Consider the following 1,043-nt stretch of genomic DNA (forward strand, 5'->3'; position numbering starts at 1 on the left):
CGGGCTGACGGGCTGGATCGCCCGGGTGCGGGACGGACTCGACGCCGTCGACGCGAAGTACCCCTTCGTCCTCTACGGCACCGACTGGCTGGCGTTCGCCCACCTCGTCATCGCGGTCGCCTTCTACGGCCCCTTCTGCGACCCGGTGCGCAACATCTGGGTGATCGAGTTCGGCATGCTCGCCTGCGCCGGCATCGTCCCGCTCGCCCTCGTCTGCGGTCCGGTCCGGGGCATCCCGTTCTGGTGGAGCCTGATCGACATGTCCTTCGGTGTCCTCGGGGTGATCCCGCTGTACGTCGTACGCGCGAAGATCAAGCGTCTTGAGTCGCTGCCGGGGCCGCGGGTGGCCGGAAGCACGCCATGACGTCCTTGCCGCGGGGGCAGCGGTGGATCTCCCAGTCGTGGGCGAGGGCGTCGACGAGGAGCAGGCCGCGCCCGCCCAGCGCGTCGGCGCCGGGCTGCCGCTGCCGGGGCAGGGTGGAATCGGAGTCGTGCACGGTCACATGGAGGCACCCGTTGTCCCAGGTGAGGATCAGCTGCGCCGTGCTGCGGGCATGGACGTGAGCGTTGGTCACGAGTTCGGACACGGTCAGTACGATCGAATCCACCAGGTCCGGGGCGGTCCGGGTCCAGCCGAGCGTCTCCAGATGCGCCCGTGTCCAGTCCCTGGCCGCCTTCGCCCCGCTGTTCAGGGGCAGGGTGCGGGCCCAGCCCACGGCCTTCAACGAAGAGCGGTCTTCCATTTTTCTCCTCCTGGGGCGGTCGGCCATGTTCTCTCCGTCTGCCCGCGTTCGGCGCCTACGCCACCAGGCGCGTGGCACGGACATCGCGGCGGGCGCGAGATGCGGGAAAAGCGCCCGGGCCGCGCGAGGGGGTATCGCTAATTGTCGTATCGTTCCTCCGGCAGTACACAAAACGGAGATCGAGTGAGGACAACGTGACGGCTGAGACCAACACGCGCCTTCTGGTCGAGATATTGACCGCACAGCGTGACGACTTCCTCGCTCAGTGGACGAGGACCATCGGCGACGACCTCCAAGGCC

The 1,043-nt window shown here is 68.3% G+C and carries 2 protein-coding genes; one reads left to right on the forward strand and one right to left on the reverse strand.

The genetic code is table 11. The annotated features are described in order from the left end of the window. The coding region (locus tag ACPC54_RS42315) for a hypothetical protein (protein WP_498973101.1) at nucleotides 1–364 on the forward strand (364 nt) is incomplete at its 5' end. On the opposite strand, the gene ACPC54_RS42320 is transcribed toward ACPC54_RS42315, so the two are convergent. After that, nucleotides 312–743 carry an ATP-binding protein gene (locus ACPC54_RS42320; RefSeq protein ID WP_111585612.1) on the reverse strand — a complete coding sequence of 144 codons (432 nt, stop codon included), beginning with the start codon at nucleotides 741–743 and terminating at the stop codon, nucleotides 312–314. The genes ACPC54_RS42315 and ACPC54_RS42320 overlap by 53 nt on opposite strands. Nucleotides 744–1,043 lie beyond the last annotated feature (300 nt).

It is taken from the genome of Kitasatospora sp. NPDC094028 (assembly GCF_049543595.1).
Lineage (GTDB): Bacteria > Actinomycetota > Actinomycetes > Streptomycetales > Streptomycetaceae > Kitasatospora.